Annotated in this window: 24 protein-coding genes; 11 read left to right on the top strand and 13 right to left on the bottom strand. The window is 65.7% G+C overall.

What is annotated here, in order from left to right; all coding sequences use genetic code 11:
- The first annotated feature begins 57 nt into the window (after nt 1-57).
- From IVA81_RS05105 to IVA81_RS05095, 3 genes are all read left to right on the top strand, one after another.
- Nucleotides 58-429, top strand: a complete 372-nt coding sequence (locus IVA81_RS05105) for a nuclear transport factor 2 family protein (protein ID WP_247313160.1) — start codon at nt 58-60, stop codon at nt 427-429.
- A gap of 190 nt (nt 430-619) precedes the next feature.
- Nucleotides 620-952: a DHCW motif cupin fold protein gene (locus IVA81_RS05100; protein ID WP_247313157.1), complete on the top strand. Its 333-nt coding sequence runs from the start codon at nt 620-622 to the stop codon at nt 950-952.
- Between the two features lie 265 nt (nt 953-1,217).
- A complete protein-coding gene (locus tag IVA81_RS05095; RefSeq protein WP_008141931.1) occupies nt 1,218-1,427 on the top strand; it encodes a cold-shock protein in 210 nt (69 codons plus the stop codon).
- A 219-nt stretch (nt 1,428-1,646) separates the two neighbouring features.
- Here the strand turns inward: IVA81_RS05095 and IVA81_RS05090 are convergent, their stop codons facing one another.
- Both IVA81_RS05090 and IVA81_RS05085 read right to left on the bottom strand, forming a co-directional pair.
- Complete coding sequence (locus IVA81_RS05090) at nt 1,647-2,945, bottom strand: RsmB/NOP family class I SAM-dependent RNA methyltransferase (RefSeq protein ID WP_247313154.1); 1,299 nt, start codon at nt 2,943-2,945, stop codon at nt 1,647-1,649.
- Nucleotides 2,946-2,981: 36 nt separating this feature from the next.
- Nucleotides 2,982-3,404: an MAPEG family protein gene (locus IVA81_RS05085; RefSeq protein WP_247313151.1), complete on the bottom strand. Its 423-nt coding sequence runs from the start codon at nt 3,402-3,404 to the stop codon at nt 2,982-2,984.
- A gap of 161 nt (nt 3,405-3,565) precedes the next feature.
- On the opposite strand from IVA81_RS05085, the gene IVA81_RS05080 reads away from it, so the two are divergent.
- Together IVA81_RS05080 and IVA81_RS05075 are read left to right on the top strand one after the other, a co-directional pair.
- Complete coding sequence (locus IVA81_RS05080) at nt 3,566-4,180, top strand: acriflavin resistance protein (protein WP_247313145.1); 615 nt, start codon at nt 3,566-3,568, stop codon at nt 4,178-4,180.
- A 69-nt stretch (nt 4,181-4,249) separates the two neighbouring features.
- Nucleotides 4,250-5,092 carry a metallophosphoesterase gene (locus tag IVA81_RS05075; protein WP_247313141.1) on the top strand — a complete coding sequence of 281 codons (843 nt, stop codon included), beginning with the start codon at nt 4,250-4,252 and terminating at the stop codon, nt 5,090-5,092.
- Nucleotides 5,093-5,105: 13 nt separating this feature from the next.
- Here IVA81_RS05075 and IVA81_RS05070 read toward each other — a convergent pair whose 3' ends face one another.
- The 3 genes from IVA81_RS05070 to guaB all read right to left on the bottom strand — a co-directional run bounded on the left by IVA81_RS05070 (nt 5,106) and on the right by guaB (nt 8,348).
- Complete coding sequence (locus tag IVA81_RS05070; protein WP_247313138.1) at nt 5,106-5,405, bottom strand: hypothetical protein; 300 nt, start codon at nt 5,403-5,405, stop codon at nt 5,106-5,108.
- 153 nt (nt 5,406-5,558) lie between these two features.
- Nucleotides 5,559-6,581 carry an NADP-dependent oxidoreductase gene (locus IVA81_RS05065; protein WP_247313136.1) on the bottom strand — a complete coding sequence of 341 codons (1,023 nt, stop codon included), beginning with the start codon at nt 6,579-6,581 and terminating at the stop codon, nt 5,559-5,561.
- A gap of 273 nt (nt 6,582-6,854) precedes the next feature.
- Nucleotides 6,855-8,348: an IMP dehydrogenase gene (guaB, locus tag IVA81_RS05060; protein WP_247313133.1), complete on the bottom strand. Its 1,494-nt coding sequence runs from the start codon at nt 8,346-8,348 to the stop codon at nt 6,855-6,857.
- Between the two features lie 426 nt (nt 8,349-8,774).
- Between guaB and IVA81_RS05055 the strand changes: the two genes are divergently transcribed.
- Complete coding sequence (locus tag IVA81_RS05055; RefSeq protein ID WP_247313129.1) at nt 8,775-10,265, top strand: MFS transporter; 1,491 nt, start codon at nt 8,775-8,777, stop codon at nt 10,263-10,265.
- A gap of 94 nt (nt 10,266-10,359) precedes the next feature.
- Here the strand turns inward: IVA81_RS05055 and IVA81_RS05050 are convergent, their stop codons facing one another.
- Together IVA81_RS05050 and IVA81_RS05045 are read right to left on the bottom strand one after the other, a co-directional pair.
- Nucleotides 10,360-11,046 carry an RlmE family RNA methyltransferase gene (locus tag IVA81_RS05050; protein ID WP_247313126.1) on the bottom strand — a complete coding sequence of 229 codons (687 nt, stop codon included), beginning with the start codon at nt 11,044-11,046 and terminating at the stop codon, nt 10,360-10,362.
- Nucleotide 11,047: 1 nt separating this feature from the next.
- Nucleotides 11,048-12,118, bottom strand: coding sequence for a Ppx/GppA phosphatase family protein (locus IVA81_RS05045; protein ID WP_247313125.1), 1,071 nt, complete (start codon nt 12,116-12,118; stop codon nt 11,048-11,050).
- Nucleotides 12,119-12,327: 209 nt separating this feature from the next.
- On the opposite strand from IVA81_RS05045, the gene IVA81_RS05040 reads away from it, so the two are divergent.
- A complete protein-coding gene (locus IVA81_RS05040; RefSeq protein ID WP_247313122.1) occupies nt 12,328-14,700 on the top strand; it encodes a xanthine dehydrogenase family protein molybdopterin-binding subunit in 2,373 nt (790 codons plus the stop codon).
- A gap of 122 nt (nt 14,701-14,822) precedes the next feature.
- Here IVA81_RS05040 and IVA81_RS05035 read toward each other — a convergent pair whose 3' ends face one another.
- Nucleotides 14,823-15,623: a hypothetical protein gene (locus IVA81_RS05035; protein ID WP_247313119.1), complete on the bottom strand. Its 801-nt coding sequence runs from the start codon at nt 15,621-15,623 to the stop codon at nt 14,823-14,825.
- A gap of 105 nt (nt 15,624-15,728) precedes the next feature.
- Here IVA81_RS05035 and IVA81_RS05030 point away from each other — a divergent pair, with 105 nt between their 5' ends.
- The 3 genes from IVA81_RS05030 to IVA81_RS05020 all read left to right on the top strand — a co-directional run bounded on the left by IVA81_RS05030 (nt 15,729) and on the right by IVA81_RS05020 (nt 19,178).
- Nucleotides 15,729-16,220, top strand: coding sequence for a YaiI/YqxD family protein (locus tag IVA81_RS05030; RefSeq protein WP_247313116.1), 492 nt, complete (start codon nt 15,729-15,731; stop codon nt 16,218-16,220).
- 2 nt (nt 16,221-16,222) lie between these two features.
- Nucleotides 16,223-18,034, top strand: coding sequence for an ATP-binding cassette domain-containing protein (locus IVA81_RS05025; RefSeq protein WP_247313113.1), 1,812 nt, complete (start codon nt 16,223-16,225; stop codon nt 18,032-18,034).
- Between the two features lie 64 nt (nt 18,035-18,098).
- Nucleotides 18,099-19,178, top strand: coding sequence for a D-TA family PLP-dependent enzyme (locus tag IVA81_RS05020; RefSeq protein WP_247313110.1), 1,080 nt, complete (start codon nt 18,099-18,101; stop codon nt 19,176-19,178).
- 96 nt (nt 19,179-19,274) lie between these two features.
- Here IVA81_RS05020 and IVA81_RS05015 read toward each other — a convergent pair whose 3' ends face one another.
- A complete protein-coding gene (locus IVA81_RS05015; RefSeq protein ID WP_247313107.1) occupies nt 19,275-20,177 on the bottom strand; it encodes a LysR family transcriptional regulator in 903 nt (300 codons plus the stop codon).
- 93 nt (nt 20,178-20,270) lie between these two features.
- On the opposite strand from IVA81_RS05015, the gene IVA81_RS05010 reads away from it, so the two are divergent.
- Nucleotides 20,271-21,488 (top strand): MFS transporter, encoded by a 1,218-nt coding sequence (locus tag IVA81_RS05010; protein WP_247313104.1) that lies wholly within the window; start codon nt 20,271-20,273, stop codon nt 21,486-21,488.
- Here the strand turns inward: IVA81_RS05010 and IVA81_RS05005 are convergent, their stop codons facing one another.
- From IVA81_RS05005 to IVA81_RS04990, 4 genes are all read right to left on the bottom strand, one after another.
- Nucleotides 21,489-22,709 carry a TIGR03862 family flavoprotein gene (locus IVA81_RS05005; protein ID WP_256469309.1) on the bottom strand — a complete coding sequence of 407 codons (1,221 nt, stop codon included), beginning with the start codon at nt 22,707-22,709 and terminating at the stop codon, nt 21,489-21,491. It lies immediately after the preceding gene.
- Nucleotides 22,706-23,623 carry an SDR family NAD(P)-dependent oxidoreductase gene (locus IVA81_RS05000; protein ID WP_247313099.1) on the bottom strand — a complete coding sequence of 306 codons (918 nt, stop codon included), beginning with the start codon at nt 23,621-23,623 and terminating at the stop codon, nt 22,706-22,708. Before IVA81_RS05000 ends, IVA81_RS05005 begins: the two co-directional genes overlap by 4 nt.
- A 222-nt stretch (nt 23,624-23,845) precedes the next feature.
- Complete coding sequence (locus IVA81_RS04995) at nt 23,846-24,325, bottom strand: MaoC family dehydratase (RefSeq protein ID WP_247313096.1); 480 nt, start codon at nt 24,323-24,325, stop codon at nt 23,846-23,848.
- Nucleotides 24,326-26,044, bottom strand: a complete 1,719-nt coding sequence (locus tag IVA81_RS04990; protein ID WP_247313093.1) for an AMP-binding protein — start codon at nt 26,042-26,044, stop codon at nt 24,326-24,328.
- Nucleotide 26,045: the final 1 nt, after the last annotated feature.

The raw sequence follows: 26,045 nt of genomic DNA, 5'->3' as shown, positions 1-26,045 counted from the left end.
GTATTATTGACCTAATTTGCCCCACTGCTCAACCAGGGGCCGATCGGGAGGATCATCATGCCACAGCACCACCAGCCATCATCGCTCGCCGCGCTCGGCCGCACCTGGATCGAGGCCTGGAATTCGCGCGACCTCGAGCGCGTGCTCGCCCTCTATGACGAGGCGGCCGTTATGACCTCGGATCGCATCCCGATCCTGGGGTTCGACGCCAGCGGCACTGTGCGCGGCAAGGACGCCTTGCGCGCCTATTGGGGCAAGGCGCTTGGGCTGTTGCCGGAGCTGCACTTCTCGCTGCTCGATCTGTTCGTCAGCCCCGACAGCGTCGTGGTGTTTTACGCGAACGAGCGGGGCAAGCGCATCTGCGAGTATCTGCGGGTGAATGATGCGGGGCTGATCGTCCAGGGATCGGCGAACCATTTGGCGGGGTGATTTTCTGCCCATTGCACAGCGCCCCCGTTGTTCCGTCATCCTGAGGCGTGAGCTCTGCGGCGCGCAGCGACGCAGGGCGAGCCTCGAAGGATGACGGTCCAACATTGGGTGCGCGGCTTCCATGTGACGGAGACTGCGGCCCAAGCACGCGCTAACAACAACACTGCTCGCACTGATAAAGGACTCCCCCATGAAACTCCCCGCTTCCCCCTTCACCGTCACCGACTGGAGCAAAGTCGAGGCGACCACGCATCCTGGCGAGAGCGGCCAGGCGTTGTGGCGCACGCTCAATATCGGCGATCTCCGGGTGCGGGTGGTGGAGTATTCGCCGGGCTACCGGGCCGACCATTGGTGCGATCGCGGCCACGTGCTCTACGTGCTGAAGGGCGAGATCGACAGCGAGCTGCGTGACGGGCGCACATTCAAGCTCACGGCGGGCATGAGCTACCAGGTCTCGGATTTCGGCGACCCCGCGCACCGGTCCTCGACCGCGACCGGCGCCACGCTCTTCATCGTGGACTGACATGCGCCGGACGGTTACTTTGCACCGCAAAATAGAAAAGTCGCGTGAGGTCCCGGGCCACGGGTGGTGCCTTGAACTGGCCCCAAATTCTCGCTATATTGTGATCATCGATACTTGGCCGAACGACTGGGCCGCTTCGCTTCGTTGCTGACGGGCGCGCACGCTTCAGATGACTTCTCCAAACATCGACTGAACAGGGCTATGGGCGCAATGCTGCGTACCGGTCCACGTGCGTACTCTCTCTAACTAACTAAAGGAAATTCCCATGGCTATGGGCACCGTGAAGTGGTTCAACACCCAAAAGGGTTATGGTTTCATCCAGCCGGACGACGGCCAGAAGGACGTGTTCGTGCACATCAGCGCCGTCGAGCGCGCTGGCCTCTCCTCCCTCAACGAGGGTCAGAAGGTCTCGTTCGACATCGTCGCCGATCGTCGCAGCGGCAAGTCGTCGGCTGACAATCTCCGCGTCGGCTAACGCCCGCTCAGCGTTCTGACCACGGACGTACCGGCAGAACGTTAGAAAAAGAAAGCCCCGCGAGCTTCGGTTCGCGGGGCTTTTGTTTTTGGGGAGTGTGGAACGGGCCGTCGCGTCAGGCGCGGTGCCGTAGGGTGGGCAAAGCGAAGCGTGCCCACGCCTTTCAACATCGGGCAAATGGTGGGCATGGCGCTTCGCGCCTTTGCCCACCCTACGAACTTACGCCTTCCGCAGCACCGAAACGAAGAACCCATCCGTTCCGGTTCGCCGCGGCGTCAACAGCCAGCCCTCGTCCGACCGCAGCGCGGCCTCGCCAAAATCCTCCGCCTTGTCCCACAGCACGCTCGCGGTCTGCTCGGGCGGGACGACCGCGAACTCGGGATGGCGCGCGACGAAGGCCCTCACCTGCTCGCCGTTCTCCTCTGATAGCACCGAGCAGGTGATGTAGGCGATGCGGCCGCCCGCCTTCACCAGCGGCACCGCGCGCTCCAGCACCTCGGCCTGATCGCGCAGGCGGATCTCCAGCGCACCCGGGCGCATGCGCCATTTGGCGTCGGGATTGCGGCGCCATGTTCCGGTTCCCGTGCAGGGCGCATCGATCACGACGAGGTCGGCGGTGCCGCGGATGTCGGCCAGCGGATCGGCCTCGCCCTTGGGCGTGCGGACATCGGCGTTGTGGACGCCGGCGCGCGACAGCCGTTCGTGGATCGGCGCGAGCTGGCGTTTGTCGCTGTCGGTCGCGATCAACCGGCCCTTGCCCTGCATCAAGGCGGCGAGCGCCAGCGTCTTGCCGCCCGCGCCCGCGCAGAGGTCGATCACCTGCTCGCCGGGTTTTGCCGCGGTGAGTTGGGCCGCGAGCTGCGATCCCTCATCCTGCACTTCAATTCCGCCCTTGATGAAATCCTCCTCGGCCTGGATGCCGGGGTTGCGCGCGTCGGCCGAAAGCTCGATGCGCAGGCCCGTTGCGGACCAAGGCGTCGGTTTCGCATGAAGATGAGCAAGCGACTGCATTGCCTTGTCGCGATTGAATTTTAGCGTGTTGACGCGCAGGTCGAGCGGCGCCCGGCTCGCCATCGCGGCCGCTTCCGCCGCACGGTCCTCGCCGAACACTTTTGCAAGGTGCGGATCCAGCCATTCGGGATAGTCGCCGGCGATCGCGGCAGGCGCATCCGCGAGGGAGCGCGAGGCGAGCGCGCCCTCCTCGGCCTCGCTCAGCGGCGCCGGCGCAAAGCGGCTGCCGTCGAACAACGCGCCCATCGTCGCCGTGTCCATGTTGCGCTCCAGCCGGAGCATGCCGATCAGCCTGGCACGCGCGGTGTCGGAATCCATCAGGAACGCGCTCGAGGCGTAGCGGCGCAGCACGTCCCAGACGAGGCCGGCGATGGCGGCGCGGTCGCCGGAACCGGCAAAGCGGTGCGCGGTGCCCCACTCCTTCAGCGCCTTGGCCGCGGGCACGCGGTCTTTCTCGATGGTATCGATGAGTTCCATGGCTGCGGACAGCCGGGCAGCGGGGGTCATTCTCAATCTTTCAGATCAGCATTGGCGGGCAAGCGCCTAGATCAGCAACAAGAGCTTCAAGGCGAAGTAGATCCACATCGCCAGCAGCACGAGCACGCCGGCGAGCCAGACCATGGAGCGCCGGCCGAGATCGTTCGAGGAGACGAAGACCCCGGCATGGGCAAAGCGCGTCACCACGAACACCCAGGACATCAGCACGATGAAGAGATCGGCGCGGCGCAAGGGCAAGGCCAGCGCGATCAGGACGTAGAACAGCACCGGCAGCTCGAACTGGTTGCGGTAGCAATTGGCGATTTGTGTGGCGCCCTTGGGCCAGTTGGGCTCGCCGAGCGCGATGTCGCGGATTTTCGTCTCGCCCGCGACCAGCGTCTTGCGGCGCGCGAAGACCATGCCGATCAGAAGCGCGAAGGTGAGCCCGATCTGGACGAAGACCGGCAGCAAGACCATTTGAACGGACATCTGAGCTTTCCCATCCGGCGGAGGCCGCCGGACCGTCCATTAGCCGCCGCTCCTCGTCCTGACAATCAACCAGTTGAACCGGCCTTCCCGGTCTTGCGACCAACCACCGATAGTTAAAGCGATTTCGCCCCCTTTCGGGGGCCCCGAGGCGAGATGGCGCCATGACCACCCTGACCAGCCTTTGGACCGAATCCGCCGACGGCCGGCTCGGTATCCTGATGTCGGCGCTATCAGGTATCGCGGTGGCGCTCGCGGTCGCGCTGGCGATGACGGTGTACTTCCGCCTGAGCTACCGGACCTGGCGGGACGTTGCCAGGCATGGCCTTGCGACGCTCGCCGCGGTCGCCCTGTTCGCCTTTGCTGCCTACGACATGCGCCACGCCGCCCTCGCCTATCTCGGCCTCAATCCCTCCAAGCCCGCGGTCGAGTTCGAGATCCGCATGCCCCGGGAGATGCTGACGGCGGCGACCGACACCCAGATCGAACTGCACACCGACCGCAACCAGACGCTGGCGCTGGTCGACGGCGTGCGCGACCTCTCCGACGGCCGCACGATGCTGCGCGGCGCGGTCGCGCTCAACCACCGCACCGCGGACCGCGTGCTGGTCGTGAACCTGCCCGGCAAGGGCATTTTCGAGTTCCGTCTCCGTCTGCCTGCCGAGCCGCATCGCTCCGTTGAGTTCGGTCCCTGGCACCTCGCCGACCGCATCGCCTCGCCGCGCGCCGGCTCCGTGGCGCCGCAGGACGCCTACACGATCCGCTACCGCGTGCTTTAAACTTTGTTCGTTGCGATCCATGCCCGCGCCGTCATCGTTCCGACGCGCGACAACGGGTACGATGATCGCATGTCCGAATTTCGCCTGACTCAGATTTCCGACACCCATCTCGGCCGGCGCTTCCCCGGCCTGGTCGCCAACTTCCATCGCGTTTGCGAGCACATCGATGCTGACAGGCCCGACCTTGTCATCAATAGCGGCGACGTCTCCTTCGACGGGCCGACCGGCCGCGATGACGTCGTCTTTGCAAAGGGCCTGCACGACGCTCTGCCCGTCGCGTGCCGCTACCTCCCCGGCAATCACGACATCGGCGACAATCCGACCGCGATCGGGCCGGCACCAAAGCCGCCGGTCACCGAAGCGCATCGCCGGCAATTCTGCGACATCATCGGCGAAGATCATTGGGCGTTCGAGGCCGCCGGCTGGCGCTTCATCGGCCTCAATACGCTGGTGATGAATTCAGGGCTTGCCTTCGAGGCCGAACAGTTCGACTGGCTGGCTTCCGAGATTGCGCATACGAACGGCAGGCCGGTCGCGCTGTTCCTGCACAAGCCTGTGTTTCTCAACCTGCCCAACGACCCCGAGACGCCGGAGACCTCGATCCGCTACGTGCCGCAGCCGGCGCGGGCCCGGCTGATCGAGATGTTCGCGCATGTCGATCTGCGGCTCATCGCCAGCGGCCACGTGCACCAGCGGCGCGATTTCACCTGGCGCCGCACCCGCCATGTCTGGGCGCCATCGGCCGGCTTCGTCATCAACGATCAGCGCCAAGACCGGATCGCGATCAAGGAAGTCGGCCTGGTCGAATATCGCTTCCGACCCGACAGTTTCGAGGTTCGCCACGTCAGGGCGGCGGGCCAGGTCGATGTCGACGTCGAGGAACTCCTCGCCCAGATGGGCGGCGAGCACTAACGCACCTGGCGGCTCAGGCGACGCTCTTGAGGTCCTGCTGGATTGCGGCGAGCAAGGATTGCAGCGCCTCGCTGTTCACCGGCTTGGCCGCCAGATTATTCGCAGGCGGATGCCTGGCAGGCTGCGCGGCCTTGACCGGGCGCTTTGGGAACGGCGGGGGCGGTGCCGGCATCGAGGGACGGGTCAAATCGCCCTGCTCATCGACATGGACGAACTTGCCATGGATGACGTCGTCATGGCGGCCCATGACGAACATGGCCAGCCAATAGCCAGCGGCAAGCAGGATAACGCAGAAAACACTGATCTCTAACATCGCAACACCTGAAATATGCGCGATGATTCAACGTCTTCGGCTTGGGGTCAATGAACCGACGGTCACACCTGCGGTTTTTGCGGAACAGGTGTGGCCGATCGGTCACTCTTTGTTAACCATGCCCGCCCCCTCCCTTGGGGCGGACGCGGCAGGTCAGGCCTTGTCCTGCCCGACCCGGACCAGCTGCTTGCCGAAATTAGCGCCCTTCAGCAGCCCCATGAAGGCGCCGGGTGCGCTCTCCAGGCCCTCGGTGACGAACTCCTTGTACTTGACCTTGCCGTCGCGGACCCAGGTGGACATGTCGCGCAGGAAGTCGCCGTGGCGGCTGGCGAAATCAGAGACGATGAAGCCGCGGAAGGTCAGCCGCTTGGTCAGCGTCGCGCGCATCATGCTGGCGGCCCATTTCGGCGGCTTGGCCTCGGTGTCGTTGTAGTGCGCGATCAGGCCGCAGACCGGCACGCGGGCAAACGGGTTGAGCAGCGGGAACACCGCCTCGAACACGGCGCCGCCGACATTCTCGAAATAGACGTCGATGCCCTTCGGGCAGGCATCTTTCAGCTTCGCGGCGAGATCAGGGTCGCGATGATCGATACAGGCATCGAAGCCGAGCTCCCGCACCACGTAGTTGCACTTGTCCTTGCCGCCGGCGATTCCAACTGCACGCGCGCCCTTGATCCTCGCGATCTGGCCGACGGCCGAGCCGACCGCGCCGGAGGCACCGGCAACGACGACGGTCTCGCCGGCTTGCGGCTTGCCGATGTCGAGCAGGCCCGTATACGCGGTCATGCCGGGCATGCCGAGCACGCCGACCGAGGTCGAGATCGGCCCGAGCTTGGGATCGACCTTGGCCAGGCCCTTGCCGTTCGAGATCGCGTGCGTCTGCCAGCCGGAGCGGATGCGCACGATGTCGCCCTTGGCGAAGTCGGGATTGTTGGACGCCGCGACCTCGCTGACCGCCTCGCCTTCCATCACCCCGCCGATCGGCACCGGAGCCGCGTAGGACGGGCCATCGCTCATGCGCCCGCGCATATAGGGATCGAGCGACAGCCAGATCGTGCGCAGCAGGACTTCATCTGCCGCAGGCGTCGGCACTGCGAATTCCTCGATACGGAAATCGGATGGCTTGGGTTCGCCGACGGGACGCGCGGCGAGAACGATGCGTTTTGCTTGGGACATGATGGCTTCCTCCTGATTGTCTTTCGACGTGGACGGAAGCGGAGGGAGGTAGCTGCGTCAATACAAAAGCGGAGGAGCGTGATGGCGTTTCGTCATGCGCATCTCCCGTGTCCCGGACGCGCTGCAGCGCTCTTGCGCTGCTGCGCAGAGCCGGGACCCAGAAAGCAACACGCACTCCAGTCGAGCGATGGGCCCCGGCTCTGCAGCGCACCGCTGAAGAAGCGCTGCGCTGCGTCCGGGGCACGAGACCGGCGCTGAAAGCGCGACCGGCGACTAACCCCCGCCCGGATAGTTCGGGCTCTCGCGCGTGATGGTGACGTCGTGGACGTGGCTTTCACGCAGGCCGGCGCCGGTGATGCGAACGAACTGCGCCTTGTCGTGCAGCTCCTTCATGTCGCGTGCGCCGACATAACCCATTGCGGCGCGCAGGCCGCCGGCGAGCTGGTGCATGACGTTGCCGACCGGGCCTTTATACGGCACCTGGCCCTCGATGCCCTCAGGCACGAGCTTCAGCGTGTCCTTGATGTCCTGCTGGAAGTAGCGGTCGGCAGATCCGCGCGCCATCGCGCCGACCGAGCCCATGCCGCGATAGGCCTTGTAGGAACGGCCCTGCCACAGGAACACTTCGCCTGGCGTCTCGTCGGTGCCGGCCAGCAGCGAGCCGACCATGGCGATGTCGGCGCCGGCGGCGAGCGCCTTGGCAAGGTCGCCGGAGAACTTGATGCCGCCGTCGGCGATGACGGGGATGTCGGCCTTCTTCGCCGCCTCCACCGCATCCATGATCGCGGTGAGCTGGGGAACGCCGACGCCGGCGACGATGCGCGTGGTGCAGATCGAGCCCGGGCCGATGCCGACCTTGATGCAATCCGCGCCCGCGTCGATCAGCGCCTGCGTGCCCTCGGTGGTGGCGACGTTGCCGGCCACCACCTGCACCGAATTGGACAGACGCTTGATGCGGTTCACAGCGTGCAGCACGTGGCGGGAATGGCCGTGCGCGGTGTCGACGACGACGAGGTCGACGCCGGCATCGATCAGCCGCTCGGTGCGCTCGAAGCCGGTGTCGCCGACGGTGGTGGCGGCGGCGACGCGCAGGCGCCCCTGCGCGTCCTTGCAGGCGAGCGGATGGGCGACTGCCTTCTCCATGTCCTTCACGGTGATGAGGCCGACGCAGCGATATTGCTCGTCAACCACGAGCAGCTTCTCGATGCGATGCTGGTGCAGCATCCGCCGCGCCTCGTCCTGGCTGACATTCTCGCGCACCGTGACGAGGTTTTCGTGCGTCATAAGCTCGGAGATTTTTTGCTGGCGATTGGTCGCAAACCGGACGTCGCGGTTGGTGAGGATGCCGACCAGCTTGCCCGGTGTGTTCTTGCCGGCGCCGGTGACGACGGGAATGCCAGAGATGCCGTGATCGCTCATCAGCTTGAGCGCGTCGTCGAGCGTGGCCTCCGGGCTGATGGTGAGCGGGTTCACCACCATGCCCGACTCGTAGCGCTTGACCTGCCGCACCTGGGCGGCCTGCCCTTCGGGATCGAAATTGCGGTGGATGACGCCGAGGCCGCCGGCCTGCGCCATGGCGATGGCCATGCGGGCTTCGGTGACGGTGTCCATGGCCGAGGCCATGATCGGGATGTTGAGCGGAATGGCGCGGGTGACGCGGGAGCGGATATCGACCTCACCCGGCATGACGTCCGACAGGCCCGGCTTCAGCAGCACGTCGTCGAACGTAAAGGCTTCGCGGATGCCCTGAAGTTGCACCGTGGCCATTTGCCAACTCCTTCCTGCGGCCCTGCCGCAAATGCTAATGGATGAGCGCCGCCCTCGGCGTACCTTGCGGCAACGCCGGAGAATCGGAGCCCATCGGTGGGGTTGACGCGGGTCGATAGCACGGCCGCGTGACGAATCAAAGCAATTCGGACCGCCGGCCAGCCATGCACAGGCTTTTTTGGCCGAATTGAGCAGGGATAGGCTCGGTACGCCCTCCCCTCCGCTGTCATTCCGGGGCGCGACGAAGTCGCGAACCCTTAGTGACGAGAGAGCGCCAAGCGCGCCCCGGAATGACGGAAGCGGGGCGAGTCACACCTGAGGTCACGCAGGATTTAGGTGCTATGCGTCGATCCACAATGGTCGCGGGCCGGCGGCGGTGATAAGCCGCAAGCACCCCTTCCTTCCGATTTTCATTACCAATCCGTCATGGTCGACAAGCAACGCATCATTCCGCTGATCGTGGCCACTGCTCTCTTCATGGAGAACATGGACTCGACGGTGATCGCCACCTCGCTGCCGGCGATCGCGGCTGACATCGGCACAAGTCCGCTGACCCTCAAGCTCGCGATCACCTCCTATCTGCTGTCGCTCGCGGTGTTCATCCCGGCGAGCGGCTGGACCGCCGACCGGTTCGGCGCGCGGATGGTGTTTGCGATTGCGGTCGGGGTGTTCATGGTCGGCTCGGTTGGCTGTGCGCTGTCGTCCTCGGTTACCGATTTCGTGTTCGCGCGCATCCTGCAGGGCATGGGCGGCGCCATGATGACGCCGGTCGGGCGCCTCGTGCTGCTGCGCTCGGTCGACAAGAGCGCGTTGGTCAATGCGATGGCCTGGGTGACGGTCCCTGCCCTGATCGGCCCGGTGATCGGCCCGCCGCTCGGCGGCTTCATCACCACCTACGCCTCCTGGCACTGGATCTTCCTGATCAACATCCCGATCGGGCTGCTCGGCATCTTCATGGCGCTGCGCTTCATCGATCCCATCAAGAGCGAGACTCAGGAGCCGTTCGATCTCTACGGCATGGTGCTCGCGGGGATCGGGCTTGCCGGCATCGCATTCGGACTCTCTGTTGCCGGACTGAACCTGCTGCCGTGGAGCACGGTCGCCGCCCTGGTCGTGGGTGGCGCGATTGCGATGACGCTGTATGTCCTGCACGCCCGGCGCACGGGCTCGCCAGTGCTCGACTTCTCGCTCCTGAACCTGCCGACACTGCGCGCAGCCGTGTTTGGCGGCTTCATGTTCCGGCTCGGCATCGGCGCGCTGCCGTTCCTGCTTCCGCTCCTGATGCAGATCGGCTTCGGGCTGTCGCCGTTCCATTCCGGCCTCGTCACCTTCGCCTCCTCGCTCGGCGCGATGGGCATGAAGACGCTGGCCGCGCGCATCATCCGCACCTTCGGCTTCCGCAACCTGATGACGGTGAACGCGATCGTCAGCGCGTTCTTCCTCGGCGTCTGCGCGCTGTTCACGGTGACGACGCCGCTGCTCATCATCATGGTGATCCTGGTGGTCGGCGGCTTCTTCCGCTCGCTGGAATTCACCGCGATCAACACGGTCGCCTATGCCGACGTCGAGACCGCGCAGATGAGCCGCGCCACCACCCTCGTGAGCGTCAACCAGCAGCTGGCGGTCTCGGCCGGCGTGGCGGTCGGCGCGGCCTGCGTGGAAACGACCATGTGGTTCAACCATGTCGGCGAGATCGACGCCACCGTGTTCGCACCGGCCTTTGTCGTGATCGCGCTGACCTCGGCGGCATCGAGCTGGTTCTTCTGGCAGATGCCCGCTGATGCCGGCCACGAGATCTCCGGCCGCAAGGCCGTGGAGATCGCGAGCCGCAAAGGCGCCGGCAAGGGCGCCGAGAAGGCGGCGGTCAAGGCGGCGAGCGAGGATACGCAGGACGTGCGGGATCAAAGGCTGGGGTAGCGATTTCCTGTAGCCCGGATCGAGCGCAGCGAAATCCGGGAGCGGCCCCGCATTCTGCTTCGCTTCATGCGGGCTACGATGACGGAGTTTGTAGCTACTCCTGCGCCCCGCCCCGAAATCCCGTCGCCAGCACGTAGCGCTCCGAAGAATCCTGCCGGCTCGCGGCGGGCTTGACGTGGCGCACGGTGGCGAAGTCGCGCTTGAGCTGGGCGAGCAGATCGGCATCGGCGCCGCTCTGGAACGTTTTTGCCAAAAACGTGCCGCCGGGCTTGAGCACGTCGCAGGCAAAGGCTGCCGCCGTTTCGACCAGGCCGACGATGCGGAGCTGGTCGGTCTTGCGGTGGCCGGTGGTGTTGGCGGCCATGTCGGACATCACGATGTCGGCGCCGCCGCCGAGCATCGCGGTCAGCTTCGCGGGCGCGTCATTCTCCATGAAATCCAGCTGCGCGAAATCGACGCCGGGAATCTCGGGCATCTCGAGCAGATCGATCGCGACGACCTTGCCCTTGCCCTCCGCGGAGCCGACGCGCTTGGCGGCGATCTGGCTCCAGCCGCCGGGAGCCGCGCCGAGGTCGACCACGGCCATGCCGGACTTCAGAAACCGGAACTTGTCGTCGATCTCGAGCAGCTTGAACGCCGCGCGCGAGCGATAGCCGGCCGCCTTGGCTTTGGCGACATAGGGATCGTTGAGCTGGCGCTCCAGCCAGAGCTTTGACGACAATTTGCGCTTGCCGCCGGTCTTGACCTGGACGTGCAAGCGGCCGGTGGTGTCCTTGGCCATCTCACCAGCTCCTGAGCGCGCCGTCCTCGCGCATCATCTCGACCAGCATGCCTTCGCGCAGGCCGCGGTCGGCGACGCGCAGGCGCGGCAGCGGAAAGGCGCGCCTGATGGCATCGAGGATGGCGCAGCCGGCGAGCACGAGATCGGCGCGCTCGACGCTGATGCAGTTGTTGCCGGCGCGCTCCTCGTAGCTCATGCCGAGCAGCTTGTTGATGGTCGCGGTGATGTCGGAATCGTTCATCCAGATGCTGTCGATGCGGCGGCGGTCGTAGCGCGCGAGGTTGAGATGGATACCGGCGAGCGTCGTCACCGTGCCTGATGTGCCCAGCAGGTGCATGTCGGCGAGATCGCCGCCATGCTCTTCCGCGAACGGCGCGACGTGGTTCGCGACCACCTGCTCCATCGCAGCATAAATCTCCGGCGTCACGTCGCGGCCGCCGAACTGCTCGGCGAGCGTCACCACACCATAGGGGATCGACATCCAGGCCTTGATGCGCGGCTCCGGATTTTCCGGGTCGCGCTCGATCCGCACCAGCTCGGTCGAGCCGCCGCCGATGTCGAACAGGATCGCGCCACGCCCCCTCGGGTCGACCAGCGGCGAGCAGCCGAGCACGGCGAGCGCGGCCTCGGTCTCGCGGTCGATCACCTCGAGCTCGATGCCGGTCTCGGCCGCGACACGGCTGCGGAAACCCTCCGCATTCGAGGCCGCGCGGCAGGCCTCGGTTGCGATCAGCCGCAACCGCCGCGCTTTCCGTAAGTTGATCTTGTCGCGACAGATGCTGAGCGCGGCGATGGCGCGCTCGATGGCGGCATCGCTGATGCAGCCGGTCGCCGAGACACCCTCCCCGAGCCGGATGATGCGCGAGAAGGAATCGACGACGCGAAAGCCATCCTGGGTCGGACAGGCGATCAGCAGCCTGCAATTGTTGGTGCCGAGGTCCAGCGCCGCATAGACGCCGGTTCCCGACGCGTGCGCGCCAACGGCCGGTTCGGTGGCCAACGCCACCGCCGCCATCGACCCCAGCTCACCGTGCGGCGCATGGCCGTCGCGGAGCCGCGTGTGGTCATTCATACAAACTGTCTTTCCGCGGCCGGTCGGGCCGGTCTGGAATTGCTTTTTCGCCTGAAACATTAGCAGCGCGGCGGGTATGCGCAACAACGCATCACATGGGACCATGCCCATTCGTGCGTTGTCGTGAACAGGGTGGTGGGTTATCTCAGTGGAGTCCGGTCCCCCGCTGCCGCGAAAATGCGCAAATGCCGGCTTTTCAGGTCAATTCCATGCAAGAACACACCAAATCGTCCACGCTCGAAAACGCTATTGCACTGCAAAAATATGGCGTCGGGCAGCCCGTCCGCCGCAAGGAGGACGACACGCTGGTGCGCGGCAAGGGCCGCTATACCGACGATTTCAACCTGCCCGGCCAGGCCTATGCCGTGGTCGTCCGTTCCACCCACGCCCATGGCATCATCCGCGGTCTCGGCATTGACGCCGCCAAGGCGTTGCCGGGCGTGCTGGGGGTTTGGACCGGCAAGGATCTCGATGCCGCCGGCTACGGCCCCTTCACCTGCGGCCTGCCGCTGAAGAGCCGCGACGGCTCGCCCCTGCTTCAGACCAACCGCCAGCCGCTCGCGACCGACAAGGTCCGCTTCGTCGGCGATCCCGTCGCCTTCGTGGTGGCCGAGACGCTGGCGCAGGCCCGCGATGCGGCCGAGGCGGTCGAGCTCGACGTCGAGCCGCTCCCGGCCGTGACCGACCCCGAGGAAGCTTCCAGGCCCGGCGCGCCGCAGCTCTATGAGCACATCCCTGATAACGTGGCGCTCGACTACCATTATGGCGACATCGACAAGGTGAACGCGGCCTTTGCCAGCGCCGCCCATGTCACCAGGATCGACATCGAGAACACCCGTGTCGCCGTAGTCTCGATGGAGCCGCGCGTCGGCCTTGCCTCCTACGACAAGACAACCGAGCGCTATACGCTTCAGGTGCCGACCCAGGGAGTCGCGGGCAACCGCGCCAACCTCGCCAAGAACCTGAAAGTGCCGAACGAGAAGGTGCGCATCCTCACCGCCAATGTCGGCGGCTCCTTCGGCATGAAGAACATCAACTATCCCGAATACATGTGCATCCTGTACGCGGCGAAGGCACTGGGACGGCCGGTGAAATGGCTCGACGAACGCTCGACCGCCTTCCTCTCCGACAGCCACGGCCGCGCGCAAAAAATCCACGCCGAGCTCGCGCTCGATGCCGAGGGGCATTTCCTCGCGGCCAAGCTCGAAGGCTACGGCAATCTCGGCGCCTACATCACCGGCGTCGCGCCGGGGCCGCTCTCGCTCAACACCGGCAAGAATTTTTCCAGCGTCTACCGCACGCCCTTGATGGCGGTCGACATCAAGGTGGTGCTGACCAACACCACGCTGATGGGCGCCTATCGCGGTGCCGGCCGGCCCGAGGCGAACTATTACATGGAGCGACTGATCGACCGCGCCGCCGACGAGATGGGCATCAACCGGCTGACCTTGCGCAAGCGCAACTTCATCAAGCCGAACCAGATGCCGTTCGCGGCGTCCTCCGGCGTCACCTATGACAGCGGCGACTTCCAGGCCGTGTTCAACAAGGCGCTTGAAATCTCCGACCACGAGAATTTTGCGAAGCGCAAGAAGGAGAGCAAAAAGGCCGGCAAGCTACGCGGCATCGCCGTCGGCTCCTATCTCGAAGTCACCGCGCCGCCCGGCGTCGAGCTCGGCAAGATCGTGTTCGATCCCGACGGCACGGTGCAGCTCATCACCGGCACGCTCGATTACGGCCAGGGCCATGCGACGCCGTTCGCGCAGGTGTTGTCCGAGCAACTCGGCGTCCCCTTCGAGAGCGTGAAACTGGTGCAGGGCGACAGCGACATCGTCCATACCGGCAACGGCACCGGCGGCTCGCGCTCGATCACCGCGAGCGGCATGGCGATCGTGGGCGCCGCAAAGCTCGTCATCGAGAAGGGCAAGCGCGCCGCGGCGCACATGCTGGAGGCCTCCGAGGCCGACATCGAGTTCGAAGGCGGCAGCTTCACCATCGCCGGCACCGACCGCAGCATCGACATCATGGAGCTCGCTAAGAAGCTGCACGACGGCAAGACGCCGGACGGCGTGCCCGACAGCCTCGACGTCGACCACACCAGCGAGCCGGTGCCCTCGGCCTTCCCGAACGGCTGCCACGTCGCGGAAGTCGAGATCGATCCGGAGACCGGCGTGGTGCAGATCGTGCGCTACAGCGCGGTCAACGATTTCGGCACGGTGATCAACCCGCTGCTGGTCGCAGGCCAGCTCCATGGCGGCGTCGTCCAGGGCATCGGACAAGCGCTGATGGAGCACATCCGCTACGACGAAAGCGGCCAGCCGATCACGGGCTCGCTGATGGACTACGCGCTGCCCCGCGCCGAGGACGTGCCGAACATGACGGTCGGCGATCACCCGGTGCCGGCCACGACCAATCCGCTCGGCAGCAAGGGCTGCGGCGAAGCCGGCTGCGCCGGCAGCCTGTCGACGGTGGTGAACGCGGTACTCGACGCGTTGTCGGACTACGGCATCAAGCACATCGACATGCCGCTGACCCCGGAGCGGGTGTGGCGCGCGATCCAGGACGCGAAGGTGAAGGCGGCCTGAGCCTGCGCTCTTTCCGCCGTCATGGCCGGGCTTGACCCGGCCATCCACGCCTTGACACGTAAAGAACGTGGATGCCCGGGACAAGCCCGGGCATGACGGTGTGGTGACGACATGCCCCTTGCCTAGGCCACCGCGTGCTCGCGCGGCTGGTAGATCGCGGTGTGCTGGCAGTGCGCAACCGGCGTCGTGCCGTTGGCGACGACGAGCGCGTCGAGCTCGACGAAGCGGTGGCCTTTCTTCTCGTAGTTTGCGGTGACTTTCGCCCGCGCGGTGATCTCATCACCGGCGCGCGCGGCCGACAACAGCTGCATGCGGCTGCCGACGTGGATCCACGGACCAAGAATGGTGTTGTCGACCAGCACGCGGTTCATCACGCGCTGGATCAGGCCGGGATGGCCGAGCCCCTCGCGCGCGAAGATTGGGTCGGTCTCCCTGATGTCAACGAGATAATCGGCCGCGTGCTGCCCGGCCCAGCGGCGCGGCGTCGTGCCGAGCCACTTGCCTGTTACGAACGTCGCGGGACTGACGGGCTTGCGCTCGGCGACCACGGGCGCCGCGACATAGTCGCTCAGCAACACCGCCGGCGCCGCGGCCGGCAGCGAGGCCGTTCCGGTCGCGCAGAGCTCGGTGCGGCTGAACACCTCTATCGTCAGCAACTCGTTGTGCTCGGTTGCATCGACATCGGCGATCTCGCCATCATAGACCGGCTTGATGAAGCGCGCCTCGACCAGCCCGCGGCTGAGGAAATCGCGGCCCCAGCGGGCAATCGGCACGTGCATCATGTAGGCGAAGACATCGACGCCCGGGACCAGCCCGCCGGAAAAGCCGAAGCGGCGCGCCACATTGTCGTCATTCATCTTGTTTTCGGATTGCCTGGCGGTGTTGTAGGCCTCGACGCGGTGGGTTTCGAGCCGGTTCGGCATGATGGGCGTTCCCTGCATTCTTGTTGTTTCAGGCCAATCGTAGGCCTAGGGGAACACCGGTCAATCCCCTCGCCTTTGCGGCCCGAATGGGGTACCACGCGGCCAATGACCGACACCCCCACGCGCATCTATGTCGACGCCGACGCCTGTCCGGTGAAGGACGAGATCTATCGCGTCGCGAACCGGCACGGCGTGCCCGTGAGCGTCGTCGCAGGCAATTTCATTCGCGTGCCGCACGATCCGCTGATCGAGCGGATCGCGGCCGGCGCCGGCATGGACGCGGCCGACGACTGGATCGCCGAGCGCGCCAAGCCCGGCGACGTCGTCGTGACATCGGACATTCCGCTGGCGAGCCGCTGCGTGAAGGCGGGCGCCGATGTGATCGCGCCGAACGGAAAACCGTTCACGGAAGAGTCGATCGGGATGACGCTGGCGGTGCGCAACCTCATGACTGATTTGCGTTCGGCCGGCGAAGTCACCGGCGGCCCCCGATCGTTCGCGCCGCGCGATCGCTCCACCTTCCTCTCGGCGCTCGACCAAACCCTGCGCCGGATCCAGCGCAGGCGCGCGGATACAGCCGCAACCAGCCAGAGCTGACCATGGCGCCGCCGCTGATCCAACTCAAGGACATCAGGCTGACCTTTGGCGGCACGCCGCTGCTGTCAGGCGTCGAGCTCAACGTCGCACCAAGCGAGCGCGTCTGCCTGATCGGCCGCAACGGCTCGGGCAAGTCGACGCTGCTGAAGATCGCGGCCGGTCTCGCCGAGCCCGACGGCGGCATGCGCTTCGTGCAGCCCGGCGCGACCGTGCGCTATTTGCCGCAGGAACCTGACTTCGGCGAGCACAAGACCACGCTCGCCTATGTCGAGTCCGGCCTCGCGCCCGGCGACGATCAGCATCAGGCACGCTATCTCTTGGAGCAGCTCGGGCTCACGGGCGATGAGAACCCGCACAATGTCTCCGGGGGTGAAGCCCGTCGCGCGGCGCTGGCGTATGTGCTGGCGCCTTCGCCCGACATTTTGCTGCTGGACGAGCCGACCAACCATCTCGATCTCGCCACCATCGAGTGGCTGGAACAGGAGCTGGACAGCCGCCGCAGCGCGCTGGTGATCATCAGCCACGACCGCCGCTTCCTGACCAATCTGTCGCGCTCCACGGCGTGGCTCGACCGCGGCAAGATCAAGCAGATCGACCGCGGCTTTGCCTCGTTCGAGACCTGGCGCGACGAGGTGCTGGCGGAGGAAGAGCGCGACCAGCACAAGCTCGACCGCAAGATCGTCGACGAAGAGCACTGGCTGCGCCACGGCGTCTCCGGCCGGCGCAAGCGCAACGTCAAGCGCCTCGCCAATCTGCACACGCTGCGCGACCAGCGCCGCAATTATCGCGGCACCGCCGGCACCGCCAGTCTCGCGGCGGCCGAAGCGGAGCAGTCGGGCAAGCTCGTGATCGAGGCCAAGGGCGTCACCAAGGCCTATGGCGAGCGCAAGATCGTCGAGAGTTTTTCGACCCGCATCCAGCGCGGCGACCGGCTCGGCATCATCGGACCGAACGGCGCCGGCAAGACCACGCTGGTCAATCTGCTCACCGGCGGCATGCAGCCGGATTCCGGCACGATACGTCTCGGCGCCAATCTGGAGACGGCCACGCTCGACCAGCACCGCGAAAGCCTCGATCCCAAATCGACGCTGGCGGAAGCCCTGACCGGCGGGCGCGGCGATCAAATCATGGTCGGCGGCAAGCCGAAGCACGTCGTCGGCTACATGAAGGACTTCCTGTTCGCGCAGGAGCAGCGCGGCACTCCGGTGGAGGTGCTCTCGGGCGGCGAGCGCGGCCGGCTGATGCTCGCGCGTGCGCTGGCAAAGCCGTCGAATCTCCTGGTCCTGGACGAGCCGACCAACGATCTCGATCTCGAAACGCTCGACGTGCTCGAGGAGATGCTCGGCGACTACGAGGGCACCGTCATCCTGATCAGCCACGACCGCGACTTCCTCGACCGCGTCGTCACCTCGGTGATCGCGCCCGAGGGCAACGGCAAATGGATCGAATATGCCGGCGGCTACACAGACATGCTGACGCAGCGCGGTGCGGACCTGAAGCGCGAGACGGCGAAGGCGCAAGCCCCGGCCGAAAAGAAAGAGGAGCGGCCGGCCGCTCCCGCCTCCTCGCCAAAGCGCAAGCTCAGCTTCAACGAGAAGCACGCGCTGGAAACGCTACCGAAGAGGATGGAAACGCTGCAGGCCGACATCGCCAAGCTGCAGCGCGTGCTCGACGATCCCAACCTCTATGCCAAGGATCGCAAGGGATTCGACGATACATCCGCCGCCATCGCCAAGGCGCATGAAGATTTGTCCGCCGCCGAAGAGCGCTGGCTCGAACTTGAAATGCTGCGTGAAGAGATAGAACAGGCATAGCGCGTATTCCGCAAAAGTGGAGACCGGTTTTGCGATCAGAATACGCGCCAACTAAAGGACTTCCATGACAACTGCTCTCGCCGCCAAGATCGCCCGCGAATACGGCACGCCCTGCGCCGTCATCGACATGGACAGGGTCGAGCGCAACATTGCGCGGATCCAGAAAGCCTGCGACGAGGCCGGAATCGCCAACCGCCCCCACATCAAGACGCACAAGAACCCGACGATCGCCAAGATGCAGGTCGCGGCCGGCGCGAAGGGCATCACCTGTCAGAAGCTGGGCGAAGCCGAGATCATGGCCAACGCGGGCATCGACGACATCCTGATCAGCTACAACCTGCTCGGCGAAGAGAAGATGGCGCGGCTCGGCGCGCTCCAGGCCAAGGCCAACATGACGGTCGCCGCCGACAATTCGACGGTCGTGGCCGGCCTGCCCAAGGCAGCCGCGGCGTCGGGCCGTCCGCTGTCGGTCGTGGTCGAATGCGATACGGGCCGCAAGCGCGCCGGCGTCGAGACGCCGGCTGAAGCCATTGCGCTGGCGCGCGAGATCGCCGCGTCCAAGGGACTGCAGTTCGCCGGCTTCATGATGTATCCGACCGAGACCGGCTGGGCGGACGCGCAGAAATTCTACGACGAGGCGCTTGCCGGCGTGCGCGTGCATGGGCTGGATGCGAAAATCGTCTCGACCGGCGGCACGCCGAACCTGAAGAACCTCGGCAAGCTCAAGGGCGGCACCGAGCACCGCTTCGGCACCTATATCTACAACGACCGCATGCAGGTCGCGGCCGGTTCGGCCACCTGGGACGACTGCGCGCTGCACATCTATTCGACGGTGGTGAGCCGCGCCGCGCCCGAGCGCGGCATCCTCGATGCCGGCTCGAAGACGCTGACCACGGACACCGGCGGCCTCGACGGCCACGGCCTGATCCTGGAGCACCCCGAAGCAAAGATCGCGCGCTTCGCCGAGGAGCACGGCTTCCTCGACCTGTCCCGCAGCAACACGCGGCCCAATGTCGGCGACGTCGTCCGCATCGTACCGAACCACGTCTGCGTCGTCGTCAACATGATGGACGAGGTCGTGATGGTCCGCGGCGAGGAGATCATCGGTACGCTGCCGGTGGCCGCACGCGGGAAGCTGCGCTAAAGCATGATCCGGAAAAGTGCGCAGCGGTTTTCCGAAAAGATCATGCTTAAACAACAACCTAAAGCGCGATGGCGATTTTCCTAATCGCATCGCGCTTTAGGCGCGACATAGAGCCTGTAGCTCCCGATCCAGGCCTTCGCGGAACAGGTTGATCGGGCGGGCCAGTCGCCCGGCGGGCGGGCGATGCACCAGCCATGCGCGCACGGCGGGATTGAAGTCTCGCGCAGCGACCGGCTTGAGCTTGTCGCGAAACGCGCTGCGCTTCAATGCGAGCGGCGTCACCAGGCCGACGCCAAGGCCCCGCGCCACGAGCGACAGGCGAAGCTCGCTGTCAAGCGCCTCCACGGCGACCGTGAACGGCAAATGCTCGGCATCGAAGCTCCGCTTGAGTGCGTCGCGAAATCCGCAGCCGTCCTGGTTGATGACCCATGAGAGTTGCGACAGGCGCTCGAGGTCAACGGTGCGCGGGATCTTCGTGTCGCGCGCGACGACGAACACCACGGGCTGCGAACCGAGATCGTCAGCGACCAGATCGGCGGGCGGTGCGGCCCCGTCGGGCAGGCAGACCGCGGCGGCATCCAGCTCGTTGCGGCTGACCCGCTCGACCTGGTTGGGCGACCAGCCCGAGACGACGCGCACGCTCAGCGCCGGAAATTCGGCACGCACCGCATCGAGCGGCGCGCTGAGCCCGGCCTCGGAGAGAAACGGCGTGAGGCCGAGCCTGAACTCGCCTCGCACCACGCCATCATTGGCAACGCCAGCCTTGAGATCATCCAGCATTCTGAGCAGACGGCGGCCCTGCTCATAGGCTTCATGCCCTGCGGCCGTCGGTTTCAGTGGTTTCGACATGCGGTCCAATAACTGCGCGCCCAGCATCTCCTCGAGATTCTGGATGCGCCGCGTCACGCCGGGCTGGGTGAGATTGAGGCGCATCGATGCCGCCACGATCGATCCGGTCTCGACCACCGCGACGAAAGCGACAAGGTCATGGGTATTCATAAGAAACTCGCATATTCTTTATAGACTTATTTGAATTGTAGCATATTAGACGTCCCGCTTAAAGGGGACCACGCATCCAGTCCGCGAGGTCCCATGACCATCTCCGAAATCAGCAGGCTTGCATCCCCCAAGCAGCTCGCCGAGCGATCCCTGATCTGGCTCGGCGCCGTCACGACCGGCGTCGTCGTCACCAATTTGTTCGCGCCGCAGATTCTGGTTGGCCTGATCGGCCGATCCCTGGCCATGACCACCTTTCAGGCCGGTCTCGTCAGCACGTTGACCCTGCTCGGCTACGCGCTCGGCTTGTTGTTGCTGGTGCCACTTGTCGACCTTCTCGAGAACCGGCGCCTGATCCTGCGCACGCTCGGCTGCGCCATCCTCGCGGCCCTGGCAACGGCATTGGCGCCGACACCCTCGCTGCTATTGCTCGCCACCTTCGTGCTCGGAGCGTCCTGCGCGGCCATCCAGATGATGGTTCCACTTGTGGCCTCGATGGTCGCACCGGAGCGTCGCGGCCAGGCTATCGGCGAGGTGATGAGCGGATTGATGGTCGGCATCTTGCTGTCGCGGCCCGCGGCAAGCCTGATCGCCGATCTCTGGAGCTGGCGCGCCTATTATCTCGCCTCAGCTATCCTGATGACGCTGCTTGCCGGCGCGCTCGGTCGCTATCTGCCAACGCTGCAGCCAGCGGCCCGCGTCGGATACGTCGATTTGCTCCGCTCGTTCCCAAAACTGCTGCAGGAAGAGCCTGTGCTGCGCGTGCGCGCCTGGACCGCCTCGCTGGTCATGGCCTCTTTCACCGCATTCTGGTCCGCGATCGCGCTGCGCCTTCCGGAAGCACCATTCGCCCTGGACGCCAAGGGAATCGCCGCTTTCGCTTTGATCGGCGTAGTTGGCGCCGCTGCGACACCGCTCGCGGGCCGCTGGGGTGACAAGGGCTGGGCACGGCCGATGTTCTTCGCGGCTCACCTGTGCATCATCGGCTCACTCGCCATTTGCGCCTGGGCGGGCGTGATCGAGTCCCGCGGCGCGGCCCTCTTGGTGTTGAGCTTCGGCACCATCCTGCTGGACGTCGGCATCACCGCCGACCAGACGCTCCGGCGCCGTGCCATCAATTTGCTGCGGCCAGAGGCGCGCGGCCGCATCAACGGTCTGTTCGTTGCGCTGTTCTTCATCGGCGGAGGCGTCGGCTCCGCGGCGGCTTCACTGGCCTGGAGCTATGCCGGCTGGACCGCGGTCTGCGCCGTCGCGGCGGGTTTCGGTATGCTCGGCCTCCTCACCGATGTTCTGACCAGGACCGGCACGACTTGATCAGGAGGACCCCAGCCAACGCAGCACGCCCTTGGCCGCAGCAGCACCCGTCGCGAACGATGCCTGCAGCAGATAGCCGCCCGTTGGTGCTTCCCAGTCCAGCATCTCGCCGGCAGCGAACACGCCCGGCTGCTTGCGCAGCATGAAGTTGTCGTCGAGCTCGTCGAACTTAATCCCACCCGCGGTCGAGATCGCGCGCTCGATCGGCGCCACGCCCGTGAGCTGAACGGGGATTGCGTTCACCAGATGCGCAAGCTCGGCCGGCAAGAACGTGGCCAGCGGCCGGCCGGAGGCGATGGCGGCCTCCTGCATCAGGCCGATGCCGACCGGCGACAATTGCGCTGCCTTGCGCAGGAAGTTCGCCAGCGATTGCTTGCCGCGCGTGCCTGATAGCCGCGTCGTCAGAGCGGCGGCGTCGAGGTCGGGCCGCAATGCGATCATCAGCGTGGCCTGCCCGAGACCCAGCACCGCCTCCCGCAACTCCGCCGACAGCGCGTAGATCGCGCCGCCTTCGATGCCGCCCCGCGTGATCATCGCTTCGCCGCGCACCGTGTGTGCACCAACCGTCAGCGCCACGCCCTTGAGCGGCTGCCCCTCGAAGCGATCACGGAAGACGTCGGACCACGCGACGATGAAACCGGAATTGGCTGGCCGCAGTTTTGAGATGACGACGCCTCTTGCCGCGAGGCGTTCGACCCAGCCGCCATCCGACCCGAGCCGCGGCCAGCTCGCGCCGCCGAGCGCGAGGACCGTGGCGTTGGCGACGACGGCCGCCTCGCCATCCGGTGTTCGAAACAGCAGCCGCCCCTCGCCGTCCCATCCGGTCCAGCGATGCCGGAAGGCAAATCGCACACCGCTGGCGTCGAGGCGCCGCAGCCAGGCCCGCAGCAAGGGCGAGGCCTTGAACGCTTTCGGAAACACCCGGCCGCTGGTGCCGACGAAGGTCGGCTCGCCCAGCGCTTCGCTCCACGCACGCAACGCCTCAGGCGAAAACGCCTCAATCGCGGCTTGCAGCCTCAGTGCGGCCTCGCGATATCGCGCCATGAATAGCGGCAGCGGCTCGCTGTGGGTGAGATTGAGCCCGCCCCGGCCCGCCATCAGGAATTTGCGGCCGGCGGACGGCATCGCGTCATAGACGGTGACGCGGGCGCCACCCCGCGCCAGCACCTCCGCCGCCATCAACCCGGCCGGACCTGCGCCGATGACGGCGACGGCTGTCAGAGCTTGATCCCCGCCCGCGCCGCGGCCTGCGCCACGTATTTCTGCGTCTGCTCGAACGCACCCGTGAGCGCCTTGGCCTTCGACATGTCGCTGATCTCAGTGAAATGCGCGGCGATCGCGTCCGGCGTCCAATCGGACTCCGGCAGGTTGATGCCTTCGCTCTCCATGATCTTGATCACGGCGAAGGAGCCGGCGCCGGCGCCCATGATGGTGCGGGTCGGCGCGTCCTCGCTCAGCATGTACTCGACCGCGGGCGTGATCGCGTTCGGCTTCATTAGCTGCAGCGCCTGCGGCGGCAGCAGCTCTTCGGTCATGCGGGTCGCCGCCGTCGGCGAGATGATGTTGACGCGGATGTCGGTCTTGCGGCCTTCCTCGGCGAGCACGTTCATCAGGCCGACCATGCCGGATTTCGCCGCACCGTAATTGGCCTGGCCGAAATTGCCGTAGAGGCCGGAGGACGACGTAGTCAGCACGATGCGGCCGTAATTCCGGTCGCGCATGCCGGCCCAGGCCGCCTTGCAGCAATAGAAGGTGCCGACGAGATGCACGTCGAGCACCTTCTGGAAATCGGCCGCTTCCATCTTGCCGAACGACTTGTCGCGCAGGATGCCGGCATTGGCGCACAAGAGGTCGACACTGCCCCACTCCTTGGTGGCGCGCTCGACCATGGCGGTGACCTGCTCGAAATTCGAGACGTCGGCGCCGTCGGCCATCGCGGTACCGCCCGCTTTGCGGATCTCCTCGACCACCGCTTCGGCCGGCGACAGCGAGCCACCGCTGCCGTCACGCGCGCCGCCGAAATCATTGACCACGACTTTCGCGCCGCGGCTGGCCAGTCCCAGCGCATGCGCTTTACCGAGACCATTGCCCGCGCCGGTGACGATGGCGACGCGTCCGTCGAACCTGATTGCCATTGTGCAGTTCCTGCTCTTCTTCCTTCTCCCCTTGCGGGAGAAGGTGGCGCGAAGCGCCGGATGAGGGGTCTCTCGCAACAGATGCGCTCGCGGAAAGAGACCCCTCACCCGCCTCGCTTCGCGAGGCACCCTCTCCCGCAAGGGGAGAGGGAAGCCCCGACTTTTGTCAGCTTTTGACCAGCGATGGATGGCCGGGTCAAGCCCGGCAACGACGCCTCGGGCCTACGCGAAATAGATCAGCCCCAGCCATTCCGCGACCAGCGCCGGCTTGTCCTCGCCTTCGATCTCCACGGTCACGTTGGTGCGGGACTGCAATTCATTCGGCTTGCGCAGCTTGGCTTCCGCCAGCACGAAGCGGCCGCGGACGCGCTTGCCCGAGCGCACCGGCGAGATGAAGCGCAGTTTGTCGAAACCGTAATTGACGCCCATCGTGGTACCCGCAATCGCCGGCATCACTTCGTAGGACATCACTGACAACATCGACATCGTCAGGAAGCCATGCGCGATGGTGGTGCCGAAGGCGGTTTCCTTCTTGGCGCGCTCGGGATCGACATGGATGAACTGATGATCCTCGGTCACGTCGGCATAGGTGTCGATGCGGGGCTGGTCGATCAGGTGCCAGGACGATACGCCGATCTCCTTGCCGACCAGGGCTTGATAGGCCTCCAGCGTGATCGGCGGCGACTTCCAGATTTGGTTCACTTAGGTCTCACTCCGTGTTTTCGGCAGCTCGGGAAAATCCTCCTCGCGGAATTCCCGGCCGCGTAGCGGATCATTGCGATCATCGTCGCGTTCGAGCCTGCGTAGCTGGACCCGGCGGATTTTGCCAGAGATCGTCTTCGGCAGTTCCGTGACGATTTCGAGGCGGCGGATCCGCTTGAACGGCGCAAGGCGGGCGTGCAGATGCTTGAAGATCGACAGCGCCGTCTCCGGCGAGCGCTCGGCGCCCGACGTCAGCAGCACGAACGCTTTGGGGACAGCGAGGCGGATCGGGTCCGGGCTCGGCACGACCGCGGCTTCCGCGACGAGCTCGTGCTCTAGCAACACGCTCTCGAGCTCGAACGGGCTGATGCGATAATCCGACGATTTGAACACGTCGTCGGAACGGCCGACGAAGGTGAGATAGCCCTCCTCGTCCTCGAACACGACATCGCCACTGCGATACAGCTCGCCTTCGGCGCCAGACAGCTTGCCGTCCTCACCCTGATAGCCCTGCATCAGGCCGGCGGGCCGCTCGGAGCCGAGCACCAGGGAGACCTCGCCTTCCCGCGCGGGGTTGCCGTCGGCGTCGCTGATCTGCACGCGATAGCCCGGCAGCGGCCGGCCCATCGAGCCGATTTTGATCTTCTGGCCCGGCGAATTGCCGGCCAGCGCGGTGGTTTCGGTCTGGCCATATCCGTCGCGGATGGTCAGGCCCCAGGCCGCCCGCACCTGGTCGATCACTTCAGGGTTCAGCGGCTCGCCGGCACCGCAGACCTCGCGCAAGACCACCTTGAACGATGCGAGATTCTCCTGGATGAACAGCCGCCACACCGTCGGCGGCGCGCACAGCGTGGTGACGCCACAGCGGCCGATGGTGGCAAGCAGCCCCTTGGCGTCGAAGCGCGGCTGGTTGACGACGAACACGGTGGCGCCCGCATTCCACGGCGCGAAGAAGCAGCTCCAGGCATGCTTGGCCCAGCCGGGCGAGGAGATGTTGAGATGGACGTCGCCGGGTTTCAGCCCGATCCAGTACATGGTCGACAGGTGCCCGACGGGATAGCTGCGCTGGCTGTGCCGGACGAGCTTCGGTTTCGCCGTCGTCCCCGAGGTAAAATAGAGCAGCATGGGGTCGTCGGCGTTGGTCGGGCCGTCGGCGCTAAAACTCTCCGAAGCCTTCGTTGCATCGTCGTATGAAAGCCATCCGTCGGAGGCGGTGCCGACCACGATGCGAACGACGTTCTCCGCGCCAAGGCTTGCGAATTTCGCGACCTGATCTTGCGCGGCAACCACCGCCTTCGCCTTGCCGCGATCGAGCCGGTCGCGCAGCTCGTCCGCCGTGAGCAGCGTGGTCGCGGGGATCACGACGACGCCGAGCTTCATCGCCGCCAGCATCGTCTCCCACAGCGGAACCACGTTGCCGAGCAGCAGCAGAAGATGGTCGCCGCGCTTCAGGCCCTGCGCGCGGAGGAAGTTGGCAACCTGATTGGAGCGCTTCGCGAGCGCCGCGAAAGAGAGTTTTGTCTGTTTGTCCTGTGCGGCATCGACAATCCAGAGCGCGGGGCGGTCCTTGCTGTCTGGATTCGCCGCCAGTTCGGCATCAAACCAGTCGCGCGCCCAGTTGAACGGACCAGGATCGGGCCAGCGGAAATCCCTAACCGCCGTCTCGTAATCCGTGCGGTGCTTCAGCAGAAACGCGCGCGCATCCTGAAATGTCGTCATG

The organism is Bradyrhizobium sp. 141 (assembly GCF_023074055.1).
Classification (GTDB): Bacteria; Pseudomonadota; Alphaproteobacteria; order Rhizobiales; family Xanthobacteraceae; genus Bradyrhizobium.
Note: the sequence above shows the minus strand (reverse complement) of the source record. Positions and strands in the feature narration are given on the sequence as shown.

Bases quoted from the DNA above. Each gene is read 5' to 3' on its own strand.
- IVA81_RS05105 (WP_247313160.1), top strand. From the start codon at position 58: ATGCCACAGCACCACCAGCCATCATCGCTCGCCGCGCTCGGCCGCACC.
- IVA81_RS05100 (WP_247313157.1), top strand. From the start codon at position 620: ATGAAACTCCCCGCTTCCCCCTTCACCGTCACCGACTGGAGCAAAGTC.
- IVA81_RS05095 (WP_008141931.1), top strand. From the start codon at position 1,218: ATGGCTATGGGCACCGTGAAGTGGTTCAACACCCAAAAGGGTTATGGT.
- IVA81_RS05090 (WP_247313154.1), bottom strand. From the start codon at position 2,945: ATGACCCCCGCTGCCCGGCTGTCCGCAGCCATGGAACTCATCGATACC.
- IVA81_RS05085 (WP_247313151.1), bottom strand. From the start codon at position 3,404: ATGTCCGTTCAAATGGTCTTGCTGCCGGTCTTCGTCCAGATCGGGCTC.
- IVA81_RS05080 (WP_247313145.1), top strand. From the start codon at position 3,566: ATGACCACCCTGACCAGCCTTTGGACCGAATCCGCCGACGGCCGGCTC.
- IVA81_RS05075 (WP_247313141.1), top strand. From the start codon at position 4,250: ATGTCCGAATTTCGCCTGACTCAGATTTCCGACACCCATCTCGGCCGG.
- IVA81_RS05070 (WP_247313138.1), bottom strand. From the start codon at position 5,405: ATGTTAGAGATCAGTGTTTTCTGCGTTATCCTGCTTGCCGCTGGCTAT.
- IVA81_RS05065 (WP_247313136.1), bottom strand. From the start codon at position 6,581: ATGTCCCAAGCAAAACGCATCGTTCTCGCCGCGCGTCCCGTCGGCGAA.
- guaB (WP_247313133.1), bottom strand. From the start codon at position 8,348: ATGGCCACGGTGCAACTTCAGGGCATCCGCGAAGCCTTTACGTTCGAC.
- IVA81_RS05055 (WP_247313129.1), top strand. From the start codon at position 8,775: ATGGTCGACAAGCAACGCATCATTCCGCTGATCGTGGCCACTGCTCTC.
- IVA81_RS05050 (WP_247313126.1), bottom strand. From the start codon at position 11,046: ATGGCCAAGGACACCACCGGCCGCTTGCACGTCCAGGTCAAGACCGGC.
- IVA81_RS05045 (WP_247313125.1), bottom strand. From the start codon at position 12,118: ATGAATGACCACACGCGGCTCCGCGACGGCCATGCGCCGCACGGTGAG.
- IVA81_RS05040 (WP_247313122.1), top strand. From the start codon at position 12,328: ATGCAAGAACACACCAAATCGTCCACGCTCGAAAACGCTATTGCACTG.
- IVA81_RS05035 (WP_247313119.1), bottom strand. From the start codon at position 15,623: ATGCCGAACCGGCTCGAAACCCACCGCGTCGAGGCCTACAACACCGCC.
- IVA81_RS05030 (WP_247313116.1), top strand. From the start codon at position 15,729: ATGACCGACACCCCCACGCGCATCTATGTCGACGCCGACGCCTGTCCG.
- IVA81_RS05025 (WP_247313113.1), top strand. From the start codon at position 16,223: ATGGCGCCGCCGCTGATCCAACTCAAGGACATCAGGCTGACCTTTGGC.
- IVA81_RS05020 (WP_247313110.1), top strand. From the start codon at position 18,099: ATGACAACTGCTCTCGCCGCCAAGATCGCCCGCGAATACGGCACGCCC.
- IVA81_RS05015 (WP_247313107.1), bottom strand. From the start codon at position 20,177: ATGAATACCCATGACCTTGTCGCTTTCGTCGCGGTGGTCGAGACCGGA.
- IVA81_RS05010 (WP_247313104.1), top strand. From the start codon at position 20,271: ATGACCATCTCCGAAATCAGCAGGCTTGCATCCCCCAAGCAGCTCGCC.
- IVA81_RS05000 (WP_247313099.1), bottom strand. From the start codon at position 23,623: ATGGCAATCAGGTTCGACGGACGCGTCGCCATCGTCACCGGCGCGGGC.
- IVA81_RS04990 (WP_247313093.1), bottom strand. From the start codon at position 26,044: ATGACGACATTTCAGGATGCGCGCGCGTTTCTGCTGAAGCACCGCACG.